This window comes from Lysinibacillus sp. NPDC096212 (genome assembly GCF_044763105.1).
In the GTDB taxonomy this organism is placed as follows: Bacteria; Bacillota; Bacilli; order Bacillales_A; family Planococcaceae; genus Lysinibacillus.
In genome coordinates this window covers 151,619-173,691 of sequence record NZ_JBIWFQ010000001.1, presented here as the reverse complement: position 1 = coordinate 173,691, position 22,073 = coordinate 151,619, and the positions used below count along the sequence as shown (strand labels likewise).

Here is a 22,073-nt window from a genome sequence, read left to right as displayed (position 1 = left end):
CACAAATGAAAGTTCGCGATATAGGGGTTTTAGGTGCGGTTATTTTAATCGTTGCGATGCTCATCATTCCTCTTCCTCCGTGGATGTTAAGTTTCTTAATCGTCATTAATATTACATTAGGATTAATAGTACTGTTAACAGCAATGAGTATGAAGGAAGCATTAGACTTTTCTATTTTCCCTTCAGTTATTTTATTGTTAACTTTGTTCCGACTCGGACTGAGCGTTTCTACAACACGTGCCATTTTAGCCAAAGGTGATGCTGGTGCGGTTGTTGAAACGTTTGGTGATTTTGTAGTCGGCGGGAATGTACTAGTTGGTTTAGTTGTATTCTTAATTCTTGTGTTAATTCAGTTTATCGTTATTACAAAAGGAGCGGAGCGTGTAGCTGAAGTAGCAGCACGTTTCACACTGGATGCGATGCCGGGTAAACAAATGAGTATTGATGCTGATTTAAATGCAGGAGTTATTTCTGAAAGGGAAGCACGTGAACGGCGCGAGAAAGTAGCGGGTGAAGCGGACTTCTACGGAGCGATGGATGGTGCCACAAAATTCGTAAAAGGGGATGCCATTGCCTCAATGGTCATGGTTATTATCAACTTATTATTTGGTATCATCATCGGTGTTGTGCAGATGAAGCTTCCATTTGCAGAGGCAGCAAATCATTTTTCTAAGTTAACAGTAGGAGATGGTATTGTCTCACAAATTCCCGCGCTACTGATCTCTACAGCGACAGGGATTGTCGTAACACGTGCATCCTCTAAAGGTAGTCTTGGTGAAGACATTACAGGTCAGTTATTTGCTCAAGCAAAACTGCTTTATGTAGCGGGTGGAACAATACTTTTACTTGGATTTTTCACACCTATCCCTATCTGGATAACAATCCCAATTGGTGGTTCACTAATTGCTGGTGCTTATATGATGGATCATAAAAAACCAGAGGATGAAGAAGAATTACTTGAAATTGAGGAAGAAGTGGCAACTGACGGCATGAAGAGCCCTGAAAACGTTGTGAATTTATTAAATGTGGACCCAATCGAGTTTGAATTTGGCTATGGTTTAATACCGTTAGTAGATGCTACTCAAGGCGGCGATTTATTAGATAGAGTCATTATGATACGTCGACAGTTAGCATTAGAATTAGGGATTGTCATTCCGGTTGTCCGTATTCGCGATAATATTCAATTACAACCAAATGAATATCGAATTAAAATAAAGGGTAACGAAATGGCGCGTGGTGAACTTCTACTTGATCATTATTTAGCAATGAGTCCAGGAGATGATGATTCCATCGAAGGAATTGACACAGTTGAACCGTCATTTGGCTTACCTGCAAAATGGATTACTGAGCAAGTGAAAGAGGATGCAGAAATGTTCGGCTACACAGTTGTTGACCCACCGAGCGTAGTGTCGACTCACTTAACCGAAATGATTCGTGCAAATGCTTATGAATTACTTGGTCGTCAAGAGACGAAGCAGTTAATTGATCATTTACGTGAAACACATCCAATTTTAGTCGAAGAGCTGACGCCTACACCGTTATCGACTGGAGAAATTCAAAAAGTACTGGGTAAACTCCTACGAGAAAATGTTTCAGTCCGAAACTTACCAATTATTTTTGAGGCGCTAGCAGACTATGCAAAGTTAACGAGCGATACCGATATATTAACTGAGTATGTACGTCAAGCATTAGCACGTCAGATTACTTCTCAATACGTAGGAGACAGCTCGTCACTAAAGGTTATAACTGTTTCGGGTAAAGTAGAGAAAATGATTGCTGATAGTATTCAACAAACTGATCACGGAAATTATTTAGCGATGGATCCACAAGATTCTCAAACTGTCTTGGAGACTATTGCTGCAGAAGTAGAACGGGTTTCCTTTATGGAACAATCTGCTATTATCTTATGCTCTCCAGCAGTTCGTATGTATTTACGTCAACTAACGGAGCGTTATTTCCCGCAAATTCCAGTTCTATCATACAATGAACTTGATGCTACGGTTGAAATTCAAAGTGTTGGGGTGGTGAATGTTGAATGAAAATGAAAAAATATTATGCATCCTCCATACCAGAAGCGATGAAGCTTGTGCGTGCTGAATTAGGTGAGGACGCTGTCATTTTGAATTCGAAAGTAGTAGTGACAAAAAAGTTTTTTGGAATCATTAAAAAGAAAAGTTTTGAGGTTGTTGCAGGGATTGATTCAATGGAGCCAGGTAATGCGGCTCCAGCACCTGCAGCTTTACCTATAAAAACAGCTAAAAAAGAAAATGTAAGGTTACAAGAGATTACGAATGCTGTACAAGCTAACATGCACCAAGTACAGCCCCAGAATGATGCGCCCTTGCATGAGGAAACTGGCATTTCTGAAGATTTGAGGAAGGAAATTGCAGATTTAAAATCTTTAATGCATTCTATGCATAAGAAGACTATCCAGGATCAATATCCCGATGAACTCTTACCCTTCATTGAATACTTAAGACAGCAGGAGCTATGTGAGGAGCTCATCACAACGATTGGTGATGAGCTTTTTACGCATTTCAAAGAAGCGTCAGAAATCAATTTTTCTCAATATAAGATGGTTACGAAAAATTTATTGCGCAAAGAGCTAGAGAATCTCCCAGTCGGGGGATTATCCTATGAAAAAAAATATATTAATGTTCTAGGTCCAACAGGTGTCGGAAAGACTACGACAATTGCTAAAATGGCAGCTAGAGCAGTTTTAGAAAAAAAGAAAAAAATAGGATTTATCACGACAGATACTTACCGTATTGCTGCAATTGAGCAATTAAAAACGTATGCTGGACTGTTACAAGCTCCTGTCGAAATTGCCTATAATGCAACAGATTTTGAGCAAGCAATCCATCGATTGTCCCATTTAGATTTAGTGTTTATAGATACAGCAGGCCGCAATTATAAAGAGGTAAAATATGTAGACGATTTACAGCGTCTCATAAAATTTGATGATCAAGCTGAGTCCTTCTTAGTACTTGCTATGACAACGAAAGAGAAGGATATGGCAAACATTGTAGAGCAATTTAAGCAATTACCAATTGAAAAATTCATTTTTACAAAAATTGATGAAACAAATTCTATTGGCACAATGATTAATTTAATGATTAAATATAATAAAGGACTTGCTTACTACACGAATGGTCAAGAAGTACCAGAAGACATTGAAGAAGCTGATCTAGAAGCAGTACTAAATTTATTTTTTCAAGGTGAAGAAAAATGAGAGACCAAGCTGAAACATTACGCTTGAAAATGTTGAAACAGCAGGGCGAATTAGGCAGGGCAATTGCGGTTGTAAGTGGTAAAGGTGGGGTTGGTAAAAGTAACTTCACGATGAATTTTGCCATTACATTGGCCAATAAAGGGAAAAAAGTTGTCATCGTTGATATGGATATTGGTATGGGGAATATCAATATTTTAATTGGAAAAAGTGCATCTTATAGTTTAAAAGATTACTTAGAAGGAAATAAGTTACTAGATGAGGTAATATTTGAAGGTCCTTACGAATTAAAGTATATTTCAGGTGGGTCTGGTATGTCGGGCGTCTTAGAATGGTCAGATATTATGTTTGATCGACTCATTCATGCATTTGAGCAGCTTCAAAAAAGCTTTGATTACATCTTATTTGATATGGGAGCAGGAGCAACTAACTGGTCATTAGATTTACTAACTTCTATAGATGAAATCATTGTTTTATCAACAGCAGAGCCAACTTCTATTACAGATGCATATTCAATGATGAAATATATTCATACGAGAGATGCGGACAAGCAATTTTATATACTCTGTAATCGAGCTTATAGTAAAGAAGAAGGACTGGAAACCAATGAACGACTGAAGCGTACGATGAAGCGTTTTTTGGACAAAGAGGTTACGGTATTAGGCTCATTACCTGAAGATTCTGTTGTGCGTAAGGCTGTGCGTGAGCAAGTGCCTTTTTCACTTGCCTATCCAGACGCACTTATTACAAAGACACTTCATCTTATAGTGGCACGTTTTATGGAATACCGTGTGGAGGAAGTTCATGCACATGATCAGTCAGCAGGTAATTTCTTAACTAAATTAAGAAGTATTTTTTCGAAAGGACGTGATTAATTGGACTTTTTACATAAAAGCAAGCTATTAGTTGTTGATGATTCTGCTTTTATGAGAAAGCTAATTAGTGACTTTTTTGTTGGCAACTCGAAGGTTGAAGTAGTTGGAACAGCACGAAATGGGAAAGATGCGATAAAAAAGATTCAATCATTGCGGCCAACAGTTGTGACAATGGATATTGAGATGCCTGAAATGAATGGGCTTGATGCTTTAAAAGAAATTATGACTATATGTCCAGTACCTGTTGTTATGCTCTCGAGTACAACTCAACGAGGAGCAGAAAATGCCTTATCAGCAATTGAACTTGGTGCAGTAGATTTTGTCGCGAAGCCAAGCGGAACAATTTCTCTTGATTTACATAAAATCCAAACCGAACTTGTCCACAAGGTTGAACAAGCATCATTGGTACCTGTTTCAAAATTAAAGAAACCTTCTGGTAGTAAAAGACAACAAGAACATTCATTAATAGCGAGTACCGTTAGAAGAGAATCATTTAGTGAAGGTATGATGACTCCTCCTGTCAATGTTTTTCCGACAAGGGCAGAATCATCAAAGCCACATGTGGAATGGAATAAAGTAGGCCGGAAAATTGTACTGATTGGGACTTCCACCGGCGGACCTAGAGCATTACAAGAAGTAATAACAAAAATCCCAAAATCCATTCAAGCACCAATTTTAATTGTCCAGCATATGCCAGCAGGATTTACAAAATCTCTTGCTACTCGTTTGGATCAATTGAGTGAGATTACCGTAAAGGAAGCTGAGCAAGGAGATATTCTTCAAAATGGAACGGCGTATATTGCACCTGGTGGGTATCATTTAAAACTTAGAAAAGTAGGTACCTCCTTTGGCATAGTCCTTGATAATAATGAACCACCTAGATCTGGACATCGCCCTTCTGTAGATGTGATGTTTGAAGATGTCAGCCAATTTAAAGATTTTGATAAAGTGGCAGTTATTATGACAGGTATGGGCCATGACGGCTCTGACGGACTAAAAGCACTAAAAAGTACTGGAAATGTGATTGCAATCGCTGAGTCAGCTGAAACTTGCATAGTGTATGGTATGCCGAAAGCAGCAGTGGAAACGCAGCTTGTCGATGAAGTAGCAGATGTAGATGATATTGCACAAACAATAATGAAATATTTGCCTTAAAGGGGTGTCCTCTTATGGAAGTCAATCAATATTTAGAGATGTTTATTGAAGAAAGTAAAGACCATTTACAAGCGTGTAGTGAACATTTATTAGAACTAGAAAAAAATCCAGACGATTTGGCGATTGTTGGAGAAATTTTCCGTTCAGCGCATACATTAAAAGGTATGTCTGCGACAATGGGCTTTGAAGATCTAGCAGATTTAACTCATAAAATGGAAAATGTGTTGGATGCGATCAGAAATGAGAAAATCCATGTAACTCCTGAAATTTTAGATGTTGTCTTCGAGTCTGTAGACCATCTAGAAGAAATGGTGATGGACATTGCAAATGGCGGAGATGGAAAACGTGATGTATCTTCAACCGTTGCACAATTAAAGCGTATTGAATTAGGTGAGGAAGCGATTCCTGAAGTAGTAGCAACTACTGAGACACCCGCTACTGCTGTAGCAAGTGTGTTAGAGTATGACGGTTTTGAACAAACAGTTATTTCTCAATCTACTGAACAAGGTTTCAATGCACTCGAAATTTCAGTTAAATTACGTGAGGACTGTCTTTTAAAAGCAGCACGAGTATTTATGGTGTTTGAGATTTTAGAAAAAGATGGGGATGTTATTAAATCAAATCCATCTGTAGAAAAGCTTGAAGACGAACAGTTTGATCAACAATTTTACGTAGCTTTCGTAACAAAAGAATCTGCTGAAGATATGCAGAAAAAGATTATGAAAGTTTCAGAAGTTGAAGAAGTGATTGTCGCAACTATCGAACAAAAGCAATATAGTGAAAATGGACAAGCAATTCAAGAAGTAGCGGCAACAGCAACGGTAGAAGTTGAGGCTCAACCTGCTACTGCAACAGAAACAAATACTGCAGCACCTACACCTGCAAAAGCAGCCGCTCCTGCTAAGGCTGATAAAAGCCATGCGCCGGTTGGTAATAAAACAATACGTGTAAATATCGAGCGACTTGATATATTAATGAACTTATTTGAAGAGCTTGTTATAGATCGAGGACGACTACAGTCTATTGCAACTGAGGTTAACCATGGAGAGCTAAATGAAACAGTGGAGCGTATGAGCCGCGTCATGGGTGATTTACAAACTATTATTTTAACGATGCGTATGGTTCCGGTTGAAACAGTATTCAATCGCTTCCCAAAAATGATTCGTCAGTTATCTCGTGATCTAAACAAGAAAATTAACCTCGAAATTATTGGTGCTGAAACAGAGCTAGATCGTACAGTAATCGATGAAATTGGGGATCCTCTTGTTCATTTAATTCGTAATTCTGTTGACCACGGTATTGAAAATCCGACAGCTCGTCTTGCAAAAGGTAAACCAGAAGAAGGAACAGTTGTCCTGCGTGCTTATCATAGTGGTAACTATGTCTTTATTGAAATTGAAGATGATGGAGCAGGTATTAACCGTGAAAAAGTACTTGCGAAAGCTATTTCTAAAGGTATTGTTACACAAGAACAATCATATTCAATGTCAGATAAGCAAATCAATGAGCTTATTTTGGCTTCTGGTTTCTCAACGGCAGATGTTATTTCTGACGTATCAGGCCGAGGCGTTGGATTAGACGTTGTTAAAACAACAATAGAATCATTGGGTGGAAATATTTCAATTGACTCTACACAAGATGTAGGATCAGTATTCTCGATTCAATTACCACTGACATTATCGATTATTTCTGTCATGCTAGTAGAAATAGAGAAAGAGATTTATGCCATTCCGCTTTCATCAATTATCGAAACTTCAATTATCCGTTCATCTGAAATTATGAATGCGCATAATCAAAAAGTAATCGACTTCCGTGGCAAAGTAGTACCACTAGTATTTTTAGAAGAAATCTTTGAGGTACCTCGTAAAGAACCACAGGGTGACGAATTCCATTCAGTGGTCATCGTTCGAAAAGGTGAGAAACTTGCTGGTTTAGTTGTGGATTCATTCATTGGCCAACAAGAAATTGTGCTGAAATCATTAGGAAACTACTTAACGAATATCTTTGCAATTTCAGGTGCAACAATTTTAGGTAACGGAAAAGTAGCCTTAATTGTGGATTGTAACGCACTTATTAAATAAGGTGAATGAATAAGAGAGGTGTAAACAATGACAAATGCAGTGGAACAAGAAAGTATTAAAGTAATTGTTTTTCAACTAGCGGATAAAGAATATGCGATTCCAGTGTCACATGTACAAGGAATTGAAAAACTAATGCATATTACGCGCGTACCGAAAACGGCGAAATATGTAAAAGGTGTTATTAACCTACGCGGTGTTGTAACGCCAATTGTAGATTTACGTGAACGGTTTGAATTACCTGTCTCTGAGCACGAAGAAACAACACGTATTATCATCATTTCATTAGAAGATATGGAAGTAGGTTTTGTCGTAGACTCTGCAAATGATGTGTTAGACATCCCTGCTGACTCAATTGAACCACAGCCCGAAGTAGTAGGCTCATTGGAAGAAGAGTTTATTTCAGGGGTGGCTAAAATAGATAAACGATTATTAATTTTATTGCATTTAGAGAAAGTACTAAATCCACTAAAGTAGGGATCGATAATGACATATAATCAAAAGATTACATCACTACATTTAGATGTATTGAAGGAAATTGGTAATATAGGTGCTGCGCATGCTGCGACAGCACTTTCCAATTTGCTTGGTAAAAAAATTGATATGCGAGTACCAAAGGTTGAAATGGTGTCATTTAATGACATGATGGAGCTTGCTGGAGGATCTGAAAATGTCGTAGTTGGAATCTATCTACGCATTGAAGGTGATGCTGAAGGTAGTATGTTCTTTATTCTGCCAATTGAACAAGCAAATCGTTTTATTCGTCGTCTCATATTTGATGAATCATTCGACTTTAAAAAACGACCTGTTTCAGAGTTAGGTTTATCAGCTATGCAAGAGATGGGTAATATTTTATCTGGCTCTTATTTATCGGCGTTATCTGACTTTACAAATTTAAAAATTTATCCAACTGTGCCAGGACTAAGTGTTGACATGTTTGGTGCCATTATTAGTATTGGTTTGATTGAATTATCACACGTTAGCGATAATGTTATCGTCATAAACACATCCATTTTTGAAGACGGTGTAGAGGATCAGGAAACAGTAAGAGGGCATTTCTTCTTATTACCAGATCCAGACTCATTTGATGCTATTTTTAAAGCATTAGGAGTTTCATAGATGATGCTAAACAGTAGTAATGGGCAAGTTGTAAAAGTTGGAATTGCACAAATGGATGTAGTAAAGTTACCAAATACGATAAGAACATCAGGTCTTGGATCTTGTGTAGGTGTTATTTTATATGATGAATCCAAAAAAATAGCTGGTTTAATTCATGTGATGTTGCCGGATTCGAGTTTAGGTAGACAAGAGTCAATAAATGTGGCTAAATTTGCTGACACAGGCATTGCGGCAATGATTGACTTATTAAAGTTAGAAGGCGTTCAAAAATTCAAGCTAAAGGCAAAAATTGCGGGTGGTGCGCAGATGTTTCAATTCACTTCAGATAAAGATTCCATGCGCATCGGCCCACGTAATGTAGAAGCTGTGAGGCATGAGCTAAAGCGTCATGGAATTCGTTTAGTTGCCGAAGACACGGGCGGTAATAGTGGTAGAACAATTGAATTTAATCCTGCGACTTCGACATTACATATTCGAACGGTTAACCAAGGAGTGAGCGAAATATAATGTTTGGTTCTATTTTTTATAACCTATGGGGAGCTTTAACTGCCTTTTCTATATATTTTTTTAGTACATTTCTAAAACCTTATACACCACTACGTATTATCATAGGGTCATTTGTGGCGGGAATAATTGTGTTTTTCGTCATGTATATTGTAAGATTTTTAATTGCCTATATTTTATTCACACCGGAGGACGCTGAAGAAGTCGTTGAAGGTGAGCATGAAGAAAACGAATCCGGCAATCAGGAGGAAGACAATCAAGAAACACCTACGGCCAACTCTACCGTTGAGTTTCAAGATGAAAACTCAGAAGAAATTGCTCAAGTTGTACGCACAATGATGAATCGTGAGGATGATCCTCAATTAAATAATGCTTAAAAATGGGAGTCGCGAGTAGCGGCTCTTTTTAATTCTTTTGCATTAGTAAGTTTTAACTATGCCAAACTAAAAAATGCCTGACACAAAAATGTAAAGAATCTGTGATAGAGTCTGAGAAACAAATGAAATTATAGTCGATTCTTGTTATAATATAGGAAAGAATTACATTGGTTATTTATGTTAGAGGCTCATAGCTAGTAACTCTTTGTGCCATCTACGAATAACTACATCAGGAAGAAGTATAACGGAAAATATCAAGGTAATATAAGACAGTGGCAAACAGGCGCGTAAATGCGTTTTTCTTAGAGAGGTGGATTACATGACACAACCAATTCTGAACGATGAACAAAAGCTGTGGAACCGCTGGATAAATGAACGTGATCCAGATGCTGGTGATTTACTTATAAAAAAATATATTTCTCTAGTATCCTATCATGTACAACGTATTGGAGCGAGCTTACCAAAGAGTGTATCGCGAGACGATTTAACGAGCTTAGGTATGGTAGGTCTTTTTGACGCGTTAAATAAATTTGATATAAATAGAGACTTGAAATTTGATACATATGCTTCTTTTAGAGTAAGAGGAGCAATTATTGATGGTTTACGTAAGGAAGATTGGTTGCCGCGTTCCGCACGTGAGAAGGCAAAAAAATTAGATGCACAGATTGAACAGTTAGAACAAAAATATATGCGTCATGTAACACCTGAGGAACTTGCGGAACATATGACTTTACCTGTTGAGGAAGTTTACCAAACTGTACAGGAGCATTTCTTTTCAAATGTTCTTTCCATTAATGAGCAGCAAGATCAAGATGAGGCTGATGGAAAGTCATTTGTTATTCGTGATGATACGACAACGACACCTGAACAAGCTATCGTTAAGTCAGAACTGCTTGGGGATTTAGCAGAAAATATCCAAAAGCTCAATGATAAGGAGCAGCTGGTGCTTAGTTTATTTTATACTGAGGAATTAACATTAACAGAAATTGGAGAAATGCTTGGGTTATCAACATCACGCATCTCACAAATCCACTCTAAGGCGCTATTAAAACTACGGAAATTATTATCTAATGAAATGATTAATGCATAATATCCTTATATACATATCGTTGAAGGAGGGAGTCTCATGAGTTTAAAGGGTGTCGAACTACAAATAGCTATTCCAAAAACTTTTGAAGCAGGGAAAATGGCGGATCAGGCACAACAACAAACTTTGGCTCAGCAAGCACATGCAAATGAAGCGTTAAAAAAAGAAATAGAACGCAAGCAAAAAGTTGTGAATACTTCAGAGGGTATGGATGAGATTAGCGAAGATGAAGAAGCAGGTGGCGAGTATATAAAAGGTACTCGAAAAAAGAAAAATAAGGATAACGAGAAGCGAGAAACGCAAGCGCAGCATCCGTTTAAAGGAAATTTTGTGGATTTTAGTGGATAGGAGCTTACTATGACAATCATACTAATAGCGGTTCTTTTTATTTTACAGCTACTTTCATTTTATTTCCTTATTATATTAAATACGAAGCTAGCAAAATTTAAGGACTTAGAAAAAAAACAGGAGCGCTTAATGCGTGAAATGGATGACACCATTAGTGTCTATTTAGCGGAGATGAAAGATGAAAATGATCGCCTAATTCAAGAGATGCAACGAGTTTCAAAGTCTGAAACTCAAACGAATGCTGTGAAACAGGAAGAACAGATTGTGAGACAAAAGGAGCAGGAGCAACCGCCTTCTCTGACAAAGGAAGAAAGTACAGTAGACGGTTCTATTAGTCTCGATCATGAACCGCGTATTTATGTGCCCAAAAATATCGTAGCCAATGCTTATTCACGTCAACAGCAAACTGGAGCTAAAGCTGAAGCTAAGATGGTACATTCGGCCCAACAACCAACTGATGCAACCGAAAAGGAAGAAACTAAACCATTAACAGTGGAACAACAAGTTGTTGAATTAGCGAAACAAGGTAAAACATCAGAAGAAATTGCAAAACAGCTTCAAAAAGGAAAAACAGAAATCGAGCTTTTATTGAAATTTCATAACTAAAACAGTTGCGAATGGGGTAAAGCTATGATATAGTTGCAAATGGTGTTATTAATACACACGCATTTTGATGTAGTAAGTGGTGCTCTAAGCTTAGGGTAGCTTGTTGCAAGTGATAAATGCGGAGGATAAAAACCAAACATACTAGGAGGAAATACACATGTCAGTAATTTCTATGAAACAATTACTTGAAGCTGGTGTACATTTCGGTCACCAAACTCGTCGTTGGAACCCAAAAATGAAGAAATATATCTTCGTTGAACGTAACGGGATCTACATCATCGACTTACAAAAAACTGTTAAAAAATTAGAGGAAGCTTATGACTTCATGCGTCAAGTTGGTCAAGACGGTGGTAAAGTTCTTTTCGTAGGTACGAAAAAACAAGCACAAGAAGCGATCAAAGATGAAGCTGAACGTTCAGGCAACTACTACATCAACCAACGTTGGTTAGGTGGTACTCTTACAAACTTCGGTACAATTCAAAAACGTGTTGCACGTATGAAAGCAATCGAAAAAATGGAAGAAGATGGAACTTTTGAAGTTCTACCTAAAAAAGAAGTAATCCAACTTAAAAAAGAACACGAACGTCTAATCAAATTCTTAGGCGGTATCCGTGATATGCACGCTCTTCCGGACGTAATGTTCGTGGTTGACCCACGTAAAGAACGTATTGCTGTTGCAGAAGCTATTAAATTAAACATCCCTCTAGTAGGTATTGTTGATACAAACTGTGATCCAGATGAAATCGACTACGTAATCCCTGCTAATGATGATGCTATTCGCGCTGTTAAACTTTTAACTGCTAAAATGGCTGACGCTTTAATCGAGTCAAAACAAGGTGAAGAAGAAGCTCCAGCTGTAGAAGCTGCTGCTGAGTAATTCACGTTTAGAAAAAGGTGATAAGTGGCTCAAAACCCTTATCACCTTTTTTAGAACCTATCACTAAAATTTGTACAACCAATTTGAGGAGGAAACACTAAATGGCAAACATTACTGCACAATTAGTAAAAGAATTACGCGAAAAAACTGGCGCTGGAATGATGGATTGTAAAAAAGCGTTAGTACAAACTGATGGCGATATTGATGCTGCGATCGATTTCCTACGTGAAAAAGGTCTTTCTTCAGCTGCTAAAAAAGCTGACCGTATCGCTGCAGAAGGTACAACTTTCATCTTAGAACAAGGTAACGAAGCAATCATCCTTGAAGTAAATGCTGAAACAGACTTCGTTTCTAAAAACGAAAAATTCCAAGTATTAGTTGCTTCTTTAGCTGAGCAATTACTTGCTGCTAAACCTGCAACAGTTGAAGCTGCTTTAGAGCTTGCAAATGCTGAAGGTGTGAAAATTGCAGACCAAATTTCAACTGCAGTTGCAACAATCGGTGAAAAAATCACTCTTCGTCGTTTCGAAGTGAAAACAAAAACTGATGCAGATGCATTCGGTTCTTATTTACACATGGGCGGTCGCATCGGTGTGTTAGTTTCTTTAGAAGGTTCTACAGATGCTTCTGCTGCAAAAGATGTTGCTATGCATATCGCAGCTATTAACCCTACTTATGTTTCTCGCGATGAAGTTTCTGCTGAAGAAGTTGAACGTGAGCGTAAAGTATTAACTGAACAAGCTCTTAACGAAGGTAAACCAGAAAACATCGTAGCCAAAATGGTTGAAGGTCGTCTTGGTAAATACTTCGAAGATGTTTGCTTACTTGACCAAACATTCGTTAAAAACTCAGATCAAAAAGTACGTGACTTCGTTGCTTCAACTGGCGGTTCAGTAAACGGCTTTGTACGTTACGCTGTAGGTGAAGGTATCGAAAAACGTGAAGATAACTTTGCTGAAGAAGTAATGAGCCAAGTTAAAGGTAACTAATTTACTTGCGTTAGATCCTAATCAAATAATATCTAGATTTTCTAGACAAAAAAATGGGGAACACAACATAGCGTGTTCCCTATTTTTCCGAAATGAGCGAAAAAAAAGATAAAAATGTTTCATCCATCAAAAGTTGTGGATGTTTGTTAAAACGTATACTATGTACTATGTATATAAGTTGATTGGAGTGGAGACTGGGCAGGAAAGCGCCCAGTCGGAACGGAAATCAACCACACGTTATGGTGATGAGCCATATAATTTCCTATTCTGCCTTATTCATAACTAGCAATTATTGTTATTTATACTATAATGGAAAAGGGAATAGAGATGTTTTAAATAAAGTCTGACGGAGGTTTACAATGAGTGTGCCACAATATAAACGAGTAGTTATAAAATTAAGTGGTGAAGCGTTAGCTGGGGAAGCGGGCTTCGGTTTATCACCAAAAATTATCAAGTCTGTTGCAGAAGAGGTAAAAGAAGTAGTAGATCTTGATGTAGAAGTTGCTGTTGTTGTAGGTGGCGGTAATATATGGCGTGGAAAAATCGGTAGCGAAATGGGGATGGATCGTGCAGCAGCCGATTATATGGGTATGCTAGCAACGGTTATGAACTCTTTAGCGTTACAAGATGCGCTTGAGAAATTAGGAATTGAAACACGTGTGCAATCTTCTATTGTTATGACACAAGTAGCGGAGCCATATATTCGCCGTAAAGCAGTTCGTCATCTAGAGAAAAAACGTGTAGTTATTTTTGCAGCAGGTACTGGTAACCCATTCTTCTCTACTGATACTACAGCTGCGTTACGTGCAGCTGAAATCGACGCAGATGCTATTTTAATGGCAAAAAATAATGTAGATGGTGTTTATTCTGCAGATCCAAAAGTAGATGCTACTGCCATTAAATATGATACACTCACATACTTAGACGTTATCCAACAAGGCTTACAAGTAATGGATTCGACAGCTTCTACTTTATGTATGGATAACGATATTCCGTTAATTGTCTTCTCAATTATGGAACCAGGTAACATTAAACGTGCCGTACAAGGCGAAAAAATTGGAACAGTTGTTAGGAGGAATGCATAATGGCTAAACAAGTTTTAGAACAAGCTAAAGAAAAAATGAACAAAACAATTGCCGCTTTTTCACGTGAACTATCTTCAATCCGTGCAGGTCGTGCAAATGCTGCTTTATTAGATCGCATTACAGTTGATTATTATGGTGCACCAACACCGATTAATCAGCTTGGAGGTGTTTCGGTACCAGAAGCACGCTTATTAGTTATTACACCTTACGATAAAACAATTTTAGGTGAAATCGAAAAAGCAATTATGAAATCAGATATTGGTATTACACCAACAAATGATGGATCTGTTATTCGTTTAATGATTCCTGCTTTAACAGAAGATCGTCGTAAAGATCTTGTGAAGCAAGTGAAAAAAGAAGCAGAAGATGCAAAAATCGCTGTACGTAATGTTCGTCGCGATGCGAATGATGATCTGAAAAAACTTGAAAAAGCTGGCGAAATCACAGAAGATGATCTACGTGGCTACGGTGAAGATATTCAAAAATTAACGGATGACTTCATCGTTAAAGTAGATCAAGTGGCGAAAGAAAAAGAAAAAGAAATTCTAGAAGTGTAAGCAACTCGTTTTGCATATCTATGATGGAACTTTTTGATGAGATGAAGGCGTCCTATATATATAAAGGACGTCTTTTCTCTTTACTGTTAAAGTATCTTCATTCAGCGGGTGTCCAAACACATACTGAGATAGAGCATCTTTAATTGTTTTAAGGGAAATATCTTTCATCTATTTTTGCTTTCATTTAAGATTAAGAAGAACTATTCTTAACGTGAACCGAAATACATTATTGAATAATGAACAAAATAAGGGAAACAATAACCCTTTTTAACCTTCAGTTGAGTGGGGTAAAAGTCTTAAAAGCCCCTCTAATAAAGAGTTCATCACCAAAAGTTGAAATATGTCATGATCAGTTGATGTTCTTTCGCCTACACTCAGTTGTAACGAAAGTTAACTCAACATATGGTGATATCTTAAAATGTGTGTAGTTCTAAAATAAGGTAGTTCATACATAGTCAATTTAGAGGGAAAAAAAAGACAAAACGCGCTTTTGTTTGTTATGATAGGTTAGTATACGTCCGATTAGTTGTAGTGGGGGAGTTAGCATGTTTAAAAAGCTATTAGGTAAACAAATAAATATAGATTCACTATCATTGGAGGAACGTGTTGCCCTTGCTAAAAACGAGCCGATTCCTGCCCATGTAGCGATTATTATGGACGGAAATGGACGTTGGGCAAAGAAACGTGCCATGCCACGTGTTGCAGGGCACCATGAAGGTATGAAGACGGTACGAAAGGTAACTAGATTTGCGTCAGATCTAGGTATTAAAGTTTTAACGGTGTACGCGTTCTCTACAGAAAATTGGAAGCGGCCAAAACCAGAGGTCGATTTCCTAATGCGTTTACCTGTCGAATTTTTAGGTTCATTTTTACCTGAAATGATGGAACGTAATGTACGTGTTGAGATGATAGGAGATCCATCTTTATTACCTGCGCATACGCAAAAAGCGTTGTATGAAGCGATGGAGGAGACGAAGCATAATACAGGATTAATTCTAAATTTTGCTCTGAATTATGGAAGTCGTTCGGAAATGGTTAACGCCATGAAAACAATGCTTCAGAAGGTGCAGGATGGTGAATTAACGATGCAAGACATAACAGAAGAATGCTTGACATCGCATTTAATGACGGCTCATTTACCAGAGCCAGATTTATTAATTCGTACAAGCGGTGAAGTGCGATTAAGCAACTTTATGTTATGGCAGCTCGCCTATACAGAATTTTGGTTTACAGATACATTGTGGCCAGATTTTAGCGAGGAAAACTTACTGAAAGCGGTGGAAAACTACCAGAAACGTAATCGCCGTTACGGTGGGTTGAAGGGAGAAGAAACAACTTGAAACAACGAATTATTACAGCAATAATTGCAGCAGCACTATTTATTCCATTTGTTATTTATGGAAAAGTGCCATTTACAATACTTGTGCTTGCAATGGCTGTTGTCGGCTTTTATGAAATACTAAAAATGAAAGGTATTTCACTTTTTTCAATACCAGGTTTTTTAGGGTTACTAACATTAATACTACTTGTTATACCAACAGACTGGTCAAGTAAGGTAGTAGATGCAATTGGCTATTCCTCCAATTTAATGGTTGTGTATGGTCTAATGATGCTATTACTCATATATGTAGTCCTTGTAAAAAATAAAATTACATTCGATGAAGTTGCATTTATATTATTAGGTGCGTTTTATGTCGGGTTAGGCTTCCATTACTTAATCGAAACACGAAGCTATGGTCTAGAGTTTGTCGTATATTGTTTACTTGTAGTTTGGACAACTGACTCAGGTGCATATTTTGTAGGAAGAAAATTAGGGAAAAATAAGCTATGGCCTGAAATTTCACCAAAGAAAACCGTGGAAGGTTTTATTGGTGGAATTGTCATTGCAGTAATCTTTGCTGTTGGGATGCAAGCAATTTATCCGTTTGCGGATGGTTATGTCTCACTTATTTTCATCACAATCTGTGCGTCAATTATTGGTCAAATGGGCGATTTAGTGGAATCGGCTATCAAGCGCCATTTTGACGTAAAGGATTCAGGAAATATTTTACCTGGGCATGGCGGTATTTTAGATCGCTTTGATAGTCTATTGTTCGTAGTCCCTTTACTACATTTTTTCCATTGTTTTTGGTAAATAGGAACAATAGTGGCTCATCGGTCGCTATAGGATAACGTCTAGTCGGAACCGAGATCAACTCTACGTTATGGTGATGTGCCATAATAATAGCATTTTCCTCTAAACAGAGTGATAATAATCGTGCTATATCATTTGCTGAGATAGAAAAAGGGGACAATTTGTCGTGAAAAAAATTAGTTTACTTGGTGCAACTGGTTCAATCGGTTGGCAAACCTATGATATTTTAAAAGAACAACGCGATGCCTTTCATTTAGTGGCATTTTCTTCAGGGAAAAATATCGAAAAAACTCGTGAAATGATTGAAACTTTAAAGCCTGAGCTTGTATCTGTCCAATTAGAAGAAGATGCAATGATGCTCGCTAAAGAATATCCACAAGTACACTTTACGTTTGGTGCAAAAGGGCTTGTAGAGGTCGCTACACATCCTGATTCGACAGTGCTAGTAAACGCGGTTCTTGGAAGTGTTGGACTAGAATCGACATTAGCTGCAATTCGCATGGGCAAAACAATTGCCATTGCCAATAAAGAAACACTTGTAACCGCTGGACATTTAGTGATGGCAGAGGCCAAGAAATATAATGCAGCAATTTTGCCGGTTGATAGTGAGCATTCTGCGATTTTCCAATCGATGAATGGAGAGAATCCGAAAAATATTGAGCGATTAATTATTACGGCTTCTGGTGGTAGCTTCCGTGACAAAACACGCGAGGAGTTGAAGCATGTAACGGTTGCAGATGCACTAAATCACCCGAACTGGTCAATGGGTGCGAAAATTACGATAGATTCAGCTACAATGATGAATAAAGGGCTAGAAGTCATTGAAGCACAAGTGTTATTTGATATGCCTTATGATAAAATTGATGTACTTTTGCATAGAGAAAGTATTATTCACTCCCTAGTTGAGTATCATGATACTAGTGTCATTGCACAGCTAGGTACGCCGGACATGCGTGTACCAATCCAATATGCATTAAGCTACCCAGATCGTATGCCGCTACATAACGGACAACGACTTAATTTAGCGCAAATTGGTCAGCTCCATTTTAAAGAAATGGATTTTGAACGTTATCCAGCATTGAGACTAGCATATGAGGCTGGGCGCACAGGCGGTACAATTTTAACAGCGATGAATGCAGCGAATGAAGCGGCAGTTGCGGCATTTTTACAAGGGAAAATAACATTCCTTGAAATTGACGAAACGATTGAGCGTGTAATGCAAGCACATAACAACATATTAGTGCCAGATTTGCAAACAATTTTGCATGTAGACGGTGAAACAAGAAAAACAGTGTTAGACATGGTAAAATAAAGAGAGAAGATATCGTTAACTATTCGCTTTTTAAAGGTGGGGTATTATGCAAACAGCTATTGCATTTATTTTAATATTTGGCCTACTTGTATTCTTCCATGAATTTGGTCATTTCTTATTCGCGAAACGAGCAGGAATTATGGTTCGGGAATTTGCAATCGGTATGGGACCAAAAATTTATGGAAAAACGCATGGTGAAACAATCTATACGATACGTTTATTGCCAATTGGCGGTTACGTGCGTATGGCTGGTGATGACATGGATGGCGCCGAATTACAGCCGGGCTATCGAGTAGGGCTTATTGTAGATGAAGATAATGTTGTAAAGAAAATTATCTTTAATCAAAATAATAAGCAATTACCAGATTTGTTATTTTTAGAAGTTGAGCGTGCCGATTTAGAAAAGGATTTGTTTGTAGAAGGCTATGATGAAGAGGAAAAATTAGTTCGTTATAATGTTGCAAGAGATTGTATTCTCGTAGAAAACGGTAAAGAAACGTTAATTGCACCATATGATCGCCAATTTAACGCTAAAACAGTCGGTCAACGAGCTATGACAATCTTTGCAGGCCCGTTATTTAACTTTATATTAGCTTTTATTATTTATATGATGATTGGCTTAATTCATGGTGTACCTACGTATGAGCCAATCATCACAGAAGTAGTAGAAAATGATCCAGCTGCACAAGCAGGAATGCTTGCAGGTGATAAAGTAGTTGGCATAGACGGACAAGTAGTTAAAAAATGGCAGGATTTAGCTGCTATTGTACAAGATCACCCTGGTGAAGATATTACTGTAACAGTTGATCGAAATGGTCAGCAAGTTAACCTAAATATGAAGGTAAAAGAAATAGAACAAAATGGCGATAAGTATGGCCAAATAGGGGTTAAGTATGAGAGCCCACGTGAATTTAATCCATTAAAGGCTGTTGTTTATGGCGCACAAGAAACTTATAATATGACTGCTAAAATATTTGAATTGCTTGGTATGTTAATTACCGGTAAATTCACGATAGATGCTCTATCAGGTCCAGTAGGAATTTATAAAGCGACAGAGCAGGTAGCTCAATATGGATTCATCAATTTAATGAATTGGGCTGCGATGTTAAGTATTAACCTTGGAATTATGAATTTATTACCGCTTCCAGCACTTGACGGTGGTCGTCTATTGTTCTTTGGTTTCGAAGCAGTAAGAGGCAAACCAATTGATCGTCAAAAAGAGGGTCTTGTACATTTTGTCGGTATCGTACTATTGATGATCTTAATGGTCGTAGTTACATGGAACGATATACAACGATTTTTCTTTTAACTTATTTCAGCAGATGCCAAACATCCGCTGAAATAGAGTAACTCAGTCTAAGAACGCCACGTCCTGTGGCAACGACTGAGTGACCAACATCGGTGCTGTTGCTGTCACTTCGTTGCACTACGTTTTCGCACAGAATGAAACCCTTTTGCTGACGCTACGTTAGCACTACGCTTTCGCGCAAAAAACATCTGTTGGCCTAAAGCCTCCTGCGGATGTCACGGAATCGGAAAGGAGTTCTTAAAGGATGTTAGCCTAAAATCATCGCATCCATGCGATAACGGCTAACTGACCTGCATCACGCATGCCTAAGCACAAAGCCGATTCCGGACGCAATTATGCCAAGGCATAATTGATCTAAATAAATGAAGAGTTAAGTTAAGTTTTTCAAGTAAAACATCTTTAAAGGAAGCCATGGCAATTACGCTAAGGTGAAAATTGATTGAAAAAACATAGCTTTGAACGCAATTTTTTTGAAACATTGCGTTCAAAGCTAAATTTGTTTATGCTAATTAGAGTATAAAAACTTATCTATTAAAAAGGTGGAACACTGAATGAAGCAAAGTAAAACACTTATCCCAACGCTACGTGAAGTACCTGCTGATGCAGAGGTAAAATCACATAAGCAATTACTACGTGCAGGGTTTATTCGTCAAAATACAAGTGGGGTATACTCGTATTTACCGCTTGCAAAACGTGTGTTAACAAAAATAGAAAACATTGTTCGTGAAGAGATGGAAGCAATCAATTCAATTGAGCTTTTAATGCCTTCATTACAATCTGCGGAACTTTGGCAGGAATCAGGTCGCTGGGAAAAATACGGTCCAGAATTAATGCGTTTAAAGGACCGTCATGATCGTGATTTCGCATTAGGGCCAACTCATGAAGAAGTAATCACAACTTTAGTACGTGATGAAATTAAATCATATAAAAAATTACCGCTAACACTTTATCAAATTCAAACTAAATTCCGTGATGAAAAACGTCCTCGCTTTGGTTTACTACGAGGCAGAGAGTTTATTATGAAAGATGCATACTCTTTCCATGCATCACGTGAAAGTTTAGATGAAACATATGATGATATGTATCGTGCTTATTCAAATATATTCTCTCGTCTAGGTTTAAACTATCGTGCAGTTATTGCAGATGCAGGCTCAATTGGTGGGAAAGGTACACATGAATTTATGGTGCTTTCTGAAATTGGGGAAGATACAATTGCATACTCTGATACGTCTAATTATGCTGCAAACATCGAAATGGCAGAAGTTCTTGTAGACTATCAACCATCAGATGAAGCTTTAAAAGAGCTTGAAAAAGTGGCAACACCAGACCAAAAAACAATCGAAGAAGTATCAGCTTTCTTAAATGTTGAGCCTTCGAATGTCATTAAATCATTAGTGTTTGATGTTGACGGTGAATTAGTTGTTGTACTTGCTCGTGGAGATCACGAAATTAATGATATTAAGCTGAAAAATGCGCTTGAAGCTGGTTCTGTTGAACTTGCTAGTGAAGCGGCAATCCGTGATTTATTAGGCTGTGGAGTTGGTTCAATCGGTCCTGTTAAATTACCAGTAGACGTAAAAGTAGTAGCTGACAATGCTATTAAATCTATTCGTAACGGTGTAGCCGGTGCAAATGAAGATGGTTTCCATTTAGTTAATGTTAATCCAGAGCGTGATTTTGCAGTGAATGAATATTTAGATATTCGTTTTATTCAAGAGGGTGATCCATCTCCAGATGGCCAAGGAATTATCAAGTTTGCAGAAGGTATCGAGGTTGGTCATATATTCAAATTAGGAACAACTTACTCTGCAAAAATGAATGGTACATTCTTAGACGAACAAGGTAAATCACAACCATTTATTATGGGATGCTATGGTATTGGTGTGTCACGTATTTTAGCTGCTGTTGCAGAGCATTTCCAAGATGAAAATGGTTTTGTTTGGCCAACACAATTAGCTCCTTATGATATCCATGTTGTCCCTGTTAATACAAAGGATGAAACACAGGTTGCCTTAGCTGATGAGCTATATGGCTTATTGAAATCATACCGTTATGATGTGCTATTAGATGATCGTGCTGAGCGCGCTGGAGTTAAATTCGCAGATGCTGACTTAATTGGCTTACCTGTCCGTGTAACAGTAGGTAAAAAAGCAACTGAAGGTATTGTTGAGGTTAAATTCCGTCAAACAGGTGAAACGTTCGAATGGAAAAAAGAAGAGGTCATTGATCGCTTAAATGAATTTTTCCGCAAAAATTAAATGCTTGTCCCAAAAAGGATGAAAATGGCATTAAATAGATAAAAGATTCGCGCCACTTCTCGGGGACAGCGAGCCAAGCATGAATTCATAGATGTTTAGGATTTGTGAGGCTTGACGGTCGCCCGCGGAAAGGGAGCGAATTTTTTCTTTGATTCGTTAACGTTGGTGAGGAAA

General features: G+C 37.8%; 21 protein-coding genes. All 21 read left to right on the top strand.

Going from position 1 to position 22,073, the window contains the following annotated elements; genetic code table 11:
• The first annotated feature begins 5 nt into the window (after positions 1 to 5).
• Entirely contained in the window at positions 6 to 2,039 is a 2,034-nt protein-coding gene (gene flhA / locus ACIQ7T_RS00820) for a flagellar biosynthesis protein FlhA (RefSeq protein ID WP_370075215.1), read from the top strand.
• Positions 2,036 to 3,232, top strand: a complete 1,197-nt coding sequence (flhF, locus tag ACIQ7T_RS00815) for a flagellar biosynthesis GTPase FlhF (protein ID WP_370075214.1) — start codon at positions 2,036 to 2,038, stop codon at positions 3,230 to 3,232. The genes flhA and flhF overlap by 4 nt, the downstream gene beginning before the upstream one ends.
• The gene (locus tag ACIQ7T_RS00810) at positions 3,229 to 4,104 is read left to right on the top strand and encodes a MinD/ParA family protein (protein WP_402868120.1); all 876 of its coding nucleotides are present in this window, start codon (positions 3,229 to 3,231) and stop codon (positions 4,102 to 4,104) included. The genes flhF and ACIQ7T_RS00810 overlap by 4 nt, the downstream gene beginning before the upstream one ends.
• Entirely contained in the window at positions 4,105 to 5,259 is a 1,155-nt protein-coding gene (locus ACIQ7T_RS00805; RefSeq protein WP_370075212.1) for a protein-glutamate methylesterase/protein-glutamine glutaminase, read from the top strand.
• Between the two features lie 14 nt (positions 5,260 to 5,273).
• A complete protein-coding gene (locus ACIQ7T_RS00800) occupies positions 5,274 to 7,340 on the top strand; it encodes a chemotaxis protein CheW (protein ID WP_370075211.1) in 2,067 nt (688 codons plus the stop codon).
• A 27-nt stretch (positions 7,341 to 7,367) separates the two neighbouring features.
• Positions 7,368 to 7,814 (top strand): chemotaxis protein CheW, encoded by a 447-nt coding sequence (locus ACIQ7T_RS00795; protein ID WP_370042849.1) that lies wholly within the window; start codon positions 7,368 to 7,370, stop codon positions 7,812 to 7,814.
• Between the two features lie 9 nt (positions 7,815 to 7,823).
• Positions 7,824 to 8,456, top strand: a complete 633-nt coding sequence (locus ACIQ7T_RS00790) for a chemotaxis protein CheC (protein WP_132357421.1) — start codon at positions 7,824 to 7,826, stop codon at positions 8,454 to 8,456.
• The gene (locus tag ACIQ7T_RS00785; RefSeq protein ID WP_402868117.1) at positions 8,457 to 8,963 is read left to right on the top strand and encodes a chemotaxis protein CheD; all 507 of its coding nucleotides are present in this window, start codon (positions 8,457 to 8,459) and stop codon (positions 8,961 to 8,963) included.
• Positions 8,963 to 9,337: a hypothetical protein gene (locus tag ACIQ7T_RS00780; RefSeq protein WP_402868115.1), complete on the top strand. Its 375-nt coding sequence runs from the start codon at positions 8,963 to 8,965 to the stop codon at positions 9,335 to 9,337. Before ACIQ7T_RS00785 ends, ACIQ7T_RS00780 begins: the two co-directional genes overlap by 1 nt.
• A gap of 319 nt (positions 9,338 to 9,656) precedes the next feature.
• Positions 9,657 to 10,427, top strand: a complete 771-nt coding sequence (locus ACIQ7T_RS00775; protein ID WP_370075208.1) for a FliA/WhiG family RNA polymerase sigma factor — start codon at positions 9,657 to 9,659, stop codon at positions 10,425 to 10,427.
• 36 nt (positions 10,428 to 10,463) lie between these two features.
• Positions 10,464 to 10,772, top strand: coding sequence for an RNA polymerase subunit sigma (locus ACIQ7T_RS00770; RefSeq protein WP_370075207.1), 309 nt, complete (start codon positions 10,464 to 10,466; stop codon positions 10,770 to 10,772).
• A 9-nt stretch (positions 10,773 to 10,781) separates the two neighbouring features.
• Positions 10,782 to 11,378, top strand: a complete 597-nt coding sequence (locus ACIQ7T_RS00765; RefSeq protein ID WP_370075206.1) for a DUF6115 domain-containing protein — start codon at positions 10,782 to 10,784, stop codon at positions 11,376 to 11,378.
• A gap of 157 nt (positions 11,379 to 11,535) precedes the next feature.
• Positions 11,536 to 12,255 carry a 30S ribosomal protein S2 gene (rpsB, locus tag ACIQ7T_RS00760; RefSeq protein ID WP_049668466.1) on the top strand — a complete coding sequence of 240 codons (720 nt, stop codon included), beginning with the start codon at positions 11,536 to 11,538 and terminating at the stop codon, positions 12,253 to 12,255.
• 101 nt (positions 12,256 to 12,356) lie between these two features.
• A complete protein-coding gene (gene tsf / locus ACIQ7T_RS00755) occupies positions 12,357 to 13,244 on the top strand; it encodes a translation elongation factor Ts (protein ID WP_370075205.1) in 888 nt (295 codons plus the stop codon).
• Positions 13,245 to 13,603: 359 nt separating this feature from the next.
• On the top strand, positions 13,604 to 14,329 hold the full coding sequence (gene pyrH / locus ACIQ7T_RS00750; RefSeq protein ID WP_370075204.1) for a UMP kinase: 726 nt from the start codon (positions 13,604 to 13,606) through the stop codon (positions 14,327 to 14,329).
• Positions 14,329 to 14,886: a ribosome recycling factor gene (frr, locus tag ACIQ7T_RS00745; protein ID WP_370075203.1), complete on the top strand. Its 558-nt coding sequence runs from the start codon at positions 14,329 to 14,331 to the stop codon at positions 14,884 to 14,886. The genes pyrH and frr overlap by 1 nt, the downstream gene beginning before the upstream one ends.
• A gap of 545 nt (positions 14,887 to 15,431) precedes the next feature.
• Positions 15,432 to 16,226 carry an undecaprenyl pyrophosphate synthase gene (locus ACIQ7T_RS00740; protein WP_370075202.1) on the top strand — a complete coding sequence of 265 codons (795 nt, stop codon included), beginning with the start codon at positions 15,432 to 15,434 and terminating at the stop codon, positions 16,224 to 16,226.
• Positions 16,223 to 17,020: a phosphatidate cytidylyltransferase gene (locus ACIQ7T_RS00735; RefSeq protein ID WP_370075201.1), complete on the top strand. Its 798-nt coding sequence runs from the start codon at positions 16,223 to 16,225 to the stop codon at positions 17,018 to 17,020. The genes ACIQ7T_RS00740 and ACIQ7T_RS00735 overlap by 4 nt, the downstream gene beginning before the upstream one ends.
• A 166-nt stretch (positions 17,021 to 17,186) precedes the next feature.
• Positions 17,187 to 18,332 (top strand): 1-deoxy-D-xylulose-5-phosphate reductoisomerase, encoded by a 1,146-nt coding sequence (gene dxr, locus ACIQ7T_RS00730; RefSeq protein WP_402868111.1) that lies wholly within the window; start codon positions 17,187 to 17,189, stop codon positions 18,330 to 18,332.
• Between the two features lie 46 nt (positions 18,333 to 18,378).
• Positions 18,379 to 19,641: an RIP metalloprotease RseP gene (rseP, locus tag ACIQ7T_RS00725; protein WP_370075199.1), complete on the top strand. Its 1,263-nt coding sequence runs from the start codon at positions 18,379 to 18,381 to the stop codon at positions 19,639 to 19,641.
• 551 nt (positions 19,642 to 20,192) lie between these two features.
• A complete protein-coding gene (locus ACIQ7T_RS00720; RefSeq protein WP_402868109.1) occupies positions 20,193 to 21,899 on the top strand; it encodes a proline--tRNA ligase in 1,707 nt (568 codons plus the stop codon).
• Positions 21,900 to 22,073 lie beyond the last annotated feature (174 nt).